This is a genomic window from Streptomyces sp. NPDC001843, from assembly GCF_042891955.1.
In the GTDB taxonomy this organism is placed as follows: Bacteria; Actinomycetota; Actinomycetes; order Streptomycetales; family Streptomycetaceae; genus Streptomyces.
Genome location: NZ_JBIATQ010000022.1, coordinates 92,773 through 101,496 on the forward strand (window position 1 = coordinate 92,773; position 8,724 = coordinate 101,496).

Annotated in this window: 7 protein-coding genes, 2 tRNA genes and 2 pseudogenes; 4 read left to right on the plus strand and 7 right to left on the minus strand. The window is 70.3% G+C overall.

The window, feature by feature from the left end:
- The first annotated feature begins 19 nt into the window (after window positions 1–19).
- The 3 genes from ACFYZQ_RS36930 to ACFYZQ_RS36940 all read left to right on the plus strand — a co-directional run bounded on the left by ACFYZQ_RS36930 (window position 20) and on the right by ACFYZQ_RS36940 (window position 2,309).
- A tRNA-Met gene (locus ACFYZQ_RS36930) sits at window positions 20–93 on the plus strand.
- A gap of 220 nt (window positions 94–313) precedes the next feature.
- Complete coding sequence (locus ACFYZQ_RS36935) at window positions 314–2,158, plus strand: tetratricopeptide repeat protein (protein WP_389157812.1); 1,845 nt, start codon at window positions 314–316, stop codon at window positions 2,156–2,158.
- Window positions 2,159–2,235: 77 nt separating this feature from the next.
- Window positions 2,236–2,309, plus strand: a tRNA-Met gene (locus tag ACFYZQ_RS36940).
- Between the two features lie 68 nt (window positions 2,310–2,377).
- Here the strand turns inward: ACFYZQ_RS36940 and ACFYZQ_RS36945 are convergent.
- From ACFYZQ_RS36945 to ACFYZQ_RS36975, 7 genes and pseudogenes are all read right to left on the minus strand, one after another.
- On the minus strand, window positions 2,378–3,526 hold the full coding sequence (locus tag ACFYZQ_RS36945; protein WP_389157815.1) for an ABC transporter substrate-binding protein: 1,149 nt from the start codon (window positions 3,524–3,526) through the stop codon (window positions 2,378–2,380).
- The gene (locus ACFYZQ_RS36950; protein ID WP_389157817.1) at window positions 3,523–4,383 is read right to left on the minus strand and encodes an ABC transporter permease; all 861 of its coding nucleotides are present in this window, start codon (window positions 4,381–4,383) and stop codon (window positions 3,523–3,525) included. The genes ACFYZQ_RS36945 and ACFYZQ_RS36950 overlap by 4 nt, the downstream gene beginning before the upstream one ends.
- Complete coding sequence (locus ACFYZQ_RS36955; RefSeq protein WP_389157820.1) at window positions 4,380–5,147, minus strand: ABC transporter ATP-binding protein; 768 nt, start codon at window positions 5,145–5,147, stop codon at window positions 4,380–4,382. The genes ACFYZQ_RS36950 and ACFYZQ_RS36955 overlap by 4 nt, the downstream gene beginning before the upstream one ends.
- Window positions 5,148–5,281: 134 nt before the next feature.
- On the minus strand, window positions 5,282–5,698 hold the full coding sequence (locus tag ACFYZQ_RS36960) for a Fur family transcriptional regulator (protein WP_389157822.1): 417 nt from the start codon (window positions 5,696–5,698) through the stop codon (window positions 5,282–5,284).
- A gap of 92 nt (window positions 5,699–5,790) precedes the next feature.
- Window positions 5,791–6,192, minus strand: a complete 402-nt coding sequence (locus ACFYZQ_RS36965; protein ID WP_389157825.1) for a cyclic nucleotide-binding/CBS domain-containing protein — start codon at window positions 6,190–6,192, stop codon at window positions 5,791–5,793.
- A gap of 1,314 nt (window positions 6,193–7,506) precedes the next feature.
- On the minus strand, window positions 7,507–8,172 hold the full coding sequence (locus ACFYZQ_RS36970) for a YdcF family protein (protein ID WP_389157827.1): 666 nt from the start codon (window positions 8,170–8,172) through the stop codon (window positions 7,507–7,509).
- A pseudogene (locus ACFYZQ_RS36975) lies at window positions 8,169–8,341 on the minus strand (UTRA domain-containing protein); the annotation flags it as partial. The gene ACFYZQ_RS36970 and the pseudogene ACFYZQ_RS36975, both read right to left, overlap by 4 nt.
- A gap of 3 nt (window positions 8,342–8,344) precedes the next feature.
- On the opposite strand from ACFYZQ_RS36975, the pseudogene ACFYZQ_RS36980 reads away from it, so the two are divergent.
- A pseudogene (locus ACFYZQ_RS36980) lies at window positions 8,345–8,724 on the plus strand (ATP-binding protein); the annotation flags it as partial.

An 8,724-nucleotide genomic window follows, 5' to 3' on the forward strand; every position in this document is an offset into this window, starting at 1 on the left:
TACGGTTGCAACGCAACGGCGCGGGGTGGAGCAGCTCGGTAGCTCGCTGGGCTCATAACCCAGAGGTCGCAGGTTCAAATCCTGTCCCCGCTACTGGAAACGAAGGCCCGGATCCTTACCACAGGATCCGGGCCTTCGTGGTGTGCGGACGGGCGGCGAACGCTTGTGCCGGTACGCCGAGCCGCCGCGCCGCCGTGGGGAGTTCGGCGATTTGTGTTTGACTTGTCTCTCTGTGGGCATGTCGACAAAACGCTGAAGTGACCTCACAGGCTTGCGGTATACCGGGTGTACCCAGGCTGCAGGTGGTGCGACGATGGACGTTATGGGGGACAAGGCAACTCTGTTGGAGACCGGGTCTTTTGTGCAGCCTGCATCCTTTGTGCGGGATGCCGACTTTGAGCAGTCCGTCGACCTCGTGCCGCCCGCCGACCGCGACGAGGCCGGTGAGGCCGCCGAGGAGGCGCGTCAGCGGCTCGCCGTCGAGGCCGGTGACGTCGAGGCGATGAGCGTCCTCGGCGCCATGCTGCTGCGCCGCGGCGACCTCGACGGAGCCGAACCCCACCTGCGTGCCGCGACGGCGGCCGGTGACCGGGCCGCCGCGAACAACCTGGGCGTCCTCCTGCACCAGCGCGGCTACGCCGACGAGGCCGCCGGATGGTGGCGGATCGCCGCCGTGGCCGGCTCCGCGGCGGCCGCGCACGCGCTGGGCCGGCACCACCGCGAGCGGGGCGACGAGCCCGCCGCCGAGTACTGGCTGCGCCAGTCCGCCGAGCAGGGCCATGTGCTCGGCGCCTACGCGCTCGCCGACCTGCTGGAGCACCGCGGGGACGGCACCGCCGAGCAGTGGATGCGGGCCGCCGCCGAGCGCGGTCACCGCGAGGCCGCCTACCGGCTGGCACGCGCCCTGGACCGCAGAGCCGCGCACGAGGAGGAGGCCGAGCCCGGCGGCGCCGTCGAGGAGGCCGAGCAGTGGTACCGCCAGGCCGCCGCGCGCGGGCACCGGCGCGCCGCCCTGCACCTCGGCGCGATCCTGGAGAAGCGGGGGAAGCTCAAGGAGGCCGGGCGCTGGTACCTGACCTCCGCCAAGGACGGCGAGGCGCGGGCCGCCTGCGCGCTCGGCTTCCTGCTGCGCGACGCGGGGGACACCGAGAGCGCGGCCGTGTGGTGGCTCAGGGCCGCGCAGGACGGCGACGGGAACGCGGCCAACGCGCTCGGCGCGCTGCACGCGGAGCGGGGCGAGACGCAGACCGCCGAGCGGTGGTACCGCGCGGCCATGGACGCCGGGGACGACAACGGCGCGTACAACCTCGGGCTGCTCTGCGCCGAGCAGGGGCGGACCGCGCAGGCCGAGCAGTGGTACCGGCGTGCCGCGTACGCCGGGCACCGGGAGGCGGCGAACGCGCTCGCGATCCTGCTGCTGCAGGAGGGCGACACGGTGGGCGCTGAGCCGTGGTTCTCCAAGGCGGCCGAGGCGGGGAGCGTGGACGCCGCGTTCAACCTGGGCATCCTGTACGCCGGGCGGGGCGAGGACGGGGCCGCGCTGGACTGGTACGAGCGTGCCGCCGCCGCCGGGCACACGGAGGCGGCGTTGCAGGTCGGCATCGCGCGTCTGAGGGAGGGCGACGAGCAGGAGGCGGAGCGGCATCTGCGGTGCGCTGCGGGCGGCGGCAGCGCGGAGGCGGCGTACCGGCTGGCGACCGTGCTGGACGCGCGACGGCCGGCCGAGCCGGCCCACGAGCTCGGCGAGGTCGTGCACGAGAAGACCGAGTGCGAGGAGTGGTACGAGCGGGCGGCGTCCCAGGGGCACCGGCGGGCGCAGGTGCGGGTCGGGATGCTCTCCGCCGCCCGGGGGGACGTGGTCGAGGCGGCGCGGTGGTACCGGCAGGCGGCCGAGGCCGGGTCGCGGAACGGGGCGTTCAACCTGGGGCTGCTGCTGGCCCGGGAGGGCAGCGAGCCCGAGGCGGCGGTGTGGTGGGAGCGGGCCGCGGGCGCCGGGCACGGGCGGGCGGCACTCCGGCTGGCCCTGGTCTACGCGCGTCGGGGGGAGCTCGCGGTCGCGCAGCGGTGGGCCGATCGCGCGGTGACGCTCGGACCCCCCGAGGTGGGCGAGCGGGCTGCCCGGCTGCGGGACGCCCTGCGGCAGGAGCTGTCGGCGTGAGGGTGCAGGCATGACGGTGCCCGCGGGGAAGCGATTTGCTTCCCCGCGCATCCTTCACGTAATGTCGTGTTCACCGACGCGGGGTGGAGCAGCTCGGTAGCTCGCTGGGCTCATAACCCAGAGGTCGCAGGTTCAAATCCTGTCCCCGCTACTGAAGCCGAGGGCCGGAATCCAGAAATGGGTTCCGGCCCTCGGTGTTGCACCTCGGCGTGTGACGGTTCAAGGGGTGTGGCCGACCGCCTCCGCGTAGAGCGAGCGGTCCACGACCTTCGATTCCGGCAGGGTGGGCCCCCTGGTGGCACCCTGGGCGCGGTAGGCGGACTGGAGCCGGGTCGTCGTGCCGGAGCGGATCTCCCAGTCCATACGGAGGGGCGGGGTCGATCTCAGGATGTCCGCGTCCGTCTTCAGGAGCTTCGCCAGGTAGGTGACGAACGTCGCATCCTTCTTGTAGTCGCCCGAGAAGTAGGTGTTGACCGTGCGGATGTAGGCGCGCAGCAGTGCCACTCCCGCGTCCCCGTCGTCATGGAGCAGTGCACGTCCGTACAGCATGCCTCCCAGCGGCTCACCGAGGGGCTGGCCGCCGAGGAAGGCGTAGCCGGGTTTTCCGTCGACCCGGCGCCACACCGGGTCCAGCAGCCAGGCCGAGTCGACGCCGCCGTTCCGCAGAGCCGTGAGAACGTCGGCCGAGCCCAGTTGCTGGTAGCGGATCCTGTCGAGGCCGCCGCCGTGCTCGCCGAGGGCCTTCTGCATGGGGTAGGCGATCACGGACCCCTTGCCGATCATCGTCCCCATGCTGCGGTCGGCCATCCAGACCCCCGCGGCCGTCTCGCCGTTCTTGAGCTTCACCCACAGGCCGCTCTTCGATGCCGGGTCCGGTGAGAAGTTCCCGGCGACCCACTTGATGTCGAAGCCGCCGCGGACGCCGTTCATCACGGCTGCCTCGGGAGCCGCCCAGAGCGCGTCGATGTCGCCCTTGGCCAGCAGCGGCAGCGCGTCCGGCGTGGGCAGCACCTTGAGCGTGACGTCCAGACCCTCCGCCCTGAACTCACCCTTGTCGAGAGCGACCTCCAGCGGGGCCACGTACTCCGCGCTCAGCGTTCCCGTCGCGATGGTGATCCTCCGCCGTTCGGGCAGGGGCCGCGCGGCGGGCGCACGCGCCTCGCAGCGGGCGGGTGCGCGGTCCGGCGAGCGGTCCGCGGGGTCCGTCCAGGACGTCCTGCCGCACCCGTCCACCGGCCGGATCGTACGGCTGCCCGCCCCCGTTTCCGGCTCCGCGTCCCCGGAATGCTTCGACAAGCACCCCGCCGACGCCAGCAGCAGGCCGACCGCCAGGGCCACGCCGAACTCGCGCCTCGTGCGCCCCTTCATGACTGCCCCCGTCCTCGGTCCCGCGGCGCCCACGGTGTCAGCAGCCGGCCCGCGAGCCGGACCAGCTCCGAGAACAGCACGCCGAGGACGGCCACACAGACGATGCCGACGAACATCACGTCGTTCTGGAACAGTGCACGCGAGTCGAAGATCAGGTGCCCCAGGCCGTCCGTCGCGGCGATCTGCTCCGAGGCGACGATCACGAGCACCGCCACGCCGGCCGCGATCCGCGCCCCGACCAGCACCGACGGGAGGGAGGCGGGCAGCAGGACATGCCGGAACATCTGCCAGGGCGAGGCGCCGAAGACCCGGCCCGCGTCGCGGTGACCGGACGGCACGGCGATCACCGCCGACATGGTCGAGATCCACACGAAGAAGAAGACGGTGGCCGCGACCAGGGCGACCTGGGGGCCCTCGCCCAGGCCGAACATGTTCAGGAAGACGGGCAGCAGGGCCAGCTTCGGTACGACGTACAGGGCGTCCAGGAGCGGTTCCAGCGCGGCGCGGACCAGGGGCACGGAGCCCATGAGCAGGCCCAGGACGTAGCCCGCCGCGGTGCCGAGCGCGTACCCGGCCAGGACGCGGCGCAGTGTCGCCCACACGTCCGGCCACAGCTCGCCCGCCGTGGCCCGGTCCCAGCCGTCGGCGAGGATCGTGGACGGGGCGGGGTAGACGCGGTCGTCGATCCAGCCCCGGGCCGCGGCGAGCTGCCAGAGCAGGACCAGGAGCAGCGGCACGGCCGTGGCCAGTGACACCTCCAGGGCACGCCGGCGGCGGTGGGTGCGCACCGGGTGCAGTTCGCCGGGGCCGGGGCGCCGGACCAGTACCGGTTCCTTCACGGGTGCCGTGGTCGTCATGCCGGTACCGCCTCCTTCCGCAGCAGGTCCCACAGCTCGTCCTTCAGGGCCGTGAACTCGGCCGTGGAGCGGATGCCGCCGGTGCGCGGGCGTGCGAAAGGCGGGCGGCGGGTGGCGATGATCCGGCCGGGGCGGGCCGACATCACCAGGACGCGGTCGCCCAGGACGAGCGCCTCCTCCAGGCTGTGGGTGACGAAGAGGGTGGTGGTGCGGGTGGACTGGGTGAGCTCCAGCAGCTCGTCCTGGAGGATCGTGCGCAGCTGGGCGTCCAGGGCGGCGAAGGGCTCGTCCATCAGGAGCAGCTCCGGCTCCACCGCAAGGGCCCGGGCGATCGCCACGCGCTGGCGCATTCCGCCCGACAGTGCCGCAGGGTAGGCGTGCGCGAAGTCCGCGAGGCCCATCCGGGCCAGCCAGTCGGCGGCTCGCGCGTTCGCGGCGCGCCGGGGGACGCGCTGGACGTCCAGGCCGAAGCGGATGTTGGCCAGGACTGTCTTCCAGTCGTAGATGCCGTAGTCCTGGAAGATCATCGCGGCCGGGTGGGAGCTCGATGTACGGATCTCCAGGCGGCCCCTGCTGGGTCGCAGCAGGCCGGCGGCGATGCGCAGCAGTGTGGACTTGCCGCAGCCGGAGGGGCCGACGAGGCAGACGAACTCGCCGGGGGAGACGGCCAGGTCGACGGGGCCGAGCGCGTGGACCTGGTGGGGGGCTCGGCCGAAGGTGCGGGTGAGGTCGGTCGCTTCGAGTTTTGGATACGGCTCTCCCACGGGGTCTCCTCGCGGAGTGCGGAACGGACTGGTGGGTGCCGTCGACGATATGACGACCCGTCAGATTCAGGAACCCCGTGGACAGCACGAAGCCCCGGCACCGTTGGGGGGCCGGGGCTTTCGGTGGGCGCGTCTCAGGCGGCGGCGCAGTTCGGGCAGACGCCGCGGTACGTCACCTCGACGTCCGAGACCGTGAAGCCGAAGCGCTCGGAGTCGGGGAGGTCGGCCAGCGGGTTGCCGGTCGGATGCACGTCCCGAATGGCGCCGCACCGGGCGCAGACCAGGTGCTGGTGCGGCTGGTGCGCGTTCGGGTCGTAGCGCTTGGCCCGCTGGTCGGTGGAGACCTCGATCACCTCGCCGAGGGAGACCAGCTCACCCAGCGTGTTGTAGACGGTCGCCCGGGAGATCTCGGGCAGCCTGACGACGGCCCGCGCGTGGACCTCGTCGGCCGTCAGGTGGACGTGTTCGCCGTCGAGGACCTCGGCCACGACGCGTCGCTGCGCGGTCATCCGCCATCCGCGTCCGCGCAGCCGTTCCAGAAGGTCGCTCATACGTCTCAGCGTATCAGCAATCGGACCAGTTTCCGAACAGGTGTGACTTTGGACATCACCTGTTTTTGGACTCGATCCAGACTATTGGACTCTCAGGCCCGCACGGCGAGCGGCCGGTCCGGCACCGGTGCCCAGCAGCGGATGATGTCACGCACCGAGACGATCCCGGCGGGCTCGCCGCCGTCCAGCACGACGAGGTGACGGAAGCCGCCGTGGGCCATGGCGCGGGCCGCCTCCTCGAGGGTCCAGGTGGGGGTGGCGAACACGACGTTGTTGGTGGTGTGGGCGTGGATGCGTTCCGTGTCCGGGTTCTGGCCGAGGCCCACGGAGTTGAGGATGTCGCGCTCGGTGAGGATGCCGATGCCGCCGGCGTCCGGGTCGAGGACGATGGCGGCACCCACCCGACGGGCGGACATCAGGGCGGCGGCCTGGCGGAGGGTGTGGGCGGGACCGACGGTGAGGACCACCGTGCTCATGGCGTCGCGGACGAGCATGGGAAGGAGCCACCTCCAACGAGTCCGGCGAACCCGTGAAGGACATGGTTCATCGATTCACAAGTTCACAAGTGAGGGTGCTTTTAGGGTCGCAGGTAAAGGACGAGTCAACAAGAGGGCGCGCGCAGCCAGTTGAGGGCGCGCGTGATCGTCCCGGGCTGCTCAGTAGCGCTGGTTCTGAACCGGCTCGCCGACGGGGTGCGGCATTGTCCCGCACCCCTCCGGATAGCTGCGCCATCGCCGTCGCTGCTGGTCCTTGTTGGTCGTCATTGGCTGCCCTCGGACGGCCCCCAGACGGCCCAGTCAAGGCTAGCCCTCAGGGCTAGCGGGCTGCCCTCTACGGCTGCCCCTGCGGTGCGGCCACAGGCGTCGGCATGCCGCTGCCGACGACAGTCCCCGCCGGTGGCTGAGATGCCCCAGCTCCAGGGCCCGCGACGATTGCCTGGGCCAATGCCGAGATGGTGTCCGCTCTCTGCTCCGGACTTAGGGGCGCATTGGCGATCAGTCGCTCAGCGGCGAGGTACCTGGAGAACTCCAATGGCTGATCAAAGTACGCCTTGAGGTGCCCGGCTGCTGTCTCCTGCGACTTCACGAACGTACGACTGATGAATCCCGCCAGAGCCGCAGACACTACGCCCAGGCCACCGGCAACCACAGCCCCCGCCGTCGTGCTTGCAGTGAACGCCACCCGCACGAATGAACCCAGCATTACGAAGCCGAGAACCATTGCCGCCTGTGCACTCCAGAACGACAATTTCGCCTGACGCGTCGCGATCCCGTGGTAGGCGTGCAGTTGTTCGTGCGTCACATCCCATAGAGCCGCGAGTGTCAAGTCGTAAGAGGCTTGCGCAGGCCCTGCGGCATCGCCGTGAGCTGTCTGTGAGGGAAGTGGAATGCCTTGGCCATATGGAAGCGGAGCAGCCCGCAATGCCTCCGTCAGGCCCTGCTCCGCCTCGCGCAAGCGTGCTAGCGAGTCATCGGACTTCGTGCCCCACTTCGCCAGTAGGACGCATGCCCCGCCCCCAACGACAGCGCCAGACATAAGGAGCCGGAACGGCAGAGGCAGCGGCGGCGGCCAGCCGAGAAGGATAGCCAGCGGGGCTTTATCTACCAGGGCCACCACCGCAGCTGCCCCTAGGACAAGGGCCCCTCCTCCGATCCAGTGTTTGAAGTACGACCTTGCACGCCCGCCCGCGCTGCCTTCACTATTCACAACTGATCAGCTTGCCGCAGCATCCCCCAAACGGTCTCAGATTTGCGGAGATCACTGCCACAGGCCACCCTCGGACGGTCCAGTTTGCAGCTCGCGTCCCGTCAGTCCTTCGCGACGGCGTCCCGTACGAGCCGGGTGGTGAAGCCCGCATCACGCAGTCGCTCGTACGCTGCGGCCACGTCGGCGGGGATGTGTTGCTTGATCATGAACCCCTGTCGGGGGTAGATCATGAGTCGCTGCTGAGCGCCGACCAGCATGTCGATCACTAGGTGCGCGTCTCGGATCGAGTCGACGTATTCGCTCAGCGCCATGGGCGTGGAGGCGCACAACCACTCGACTTCAGGCCACAGCTTGCAAGCTGTCGCGTAGGCCCGTCGTTCCTCGTACGGCTTGCTGACCAGTAGGGCCGAGGAGACGGGGACGTGCCGTTCCTCGAGGAGGGCCCGGGAGAAGCGGATGTTCTCGCCTGTGTTCCGTGCCTGCGGCTCAACGAGGATGGCTTCCGCGGGAACGCCCAGTTCTATTGCCCGTTCGCGGCAGTGCTCGGCCTCACCTCGTGGCATGCGGTCGCGGGTCGTGCGGCTGGTCGCGCCAGTGAACACAATCAGCGGCGCCATGCCGTGGTGGTAGAGGTCAGCAGTCGTGTCGGCAACCCCGAGATCGTGGCTGCCGAGCCCGATCGCCACAGAGCAGGGGCGTACCTCGTGGCCCATCTGCTGGAAGTCCCAAAGCCGCTGAGCGTCCGTCCACGCCTGCGCTGAAATCACTTGGCCTCGCCCTCCGATTTCGCCGAGTCGGGCACCTTGAAGTCGTAGGTCCACGCGAAGCGTGTTGCCGCGTGAACGCCGATCGCAAATTCCACACGGTTCCGTCTGCGGTGTAGGTGGTCCGGTGCAGTTCCACCACCCATTCGCCCGGTGAGAGCTGAAGGAGCTGGGACAAGCGCTCGACCTGATCGAAGCGTTGGCGCTGACCGAGGACGTGCAGCCCGTGCACATCCGCGTCGCCCCCGGGTACGACGGTGCGACATGGCTGGACTTGGGGCGCAGTGACGGGCAGTCCGTGCGTATCCACCCCACCGGATGGGACATCCGTATCCCGGACCCGCAGGACGTCTGCTGGCGGCGTACCCAGCTCACTGGGGAGTTGCCCTTGCCGGTCAAGGACACCGACGGCAAGGGCATCGATCTCCTGATGCGGCTGTGCAACTTCGCCACTGCCGAGACCGAGTGCCTGGCCATCGCCTGGCTCATCGGCTGCCTGGGCCCCGACGTGCCCGTCCCGGCCCCGTTCCTCACCGGCCCGCAGGGCGCCGGCAA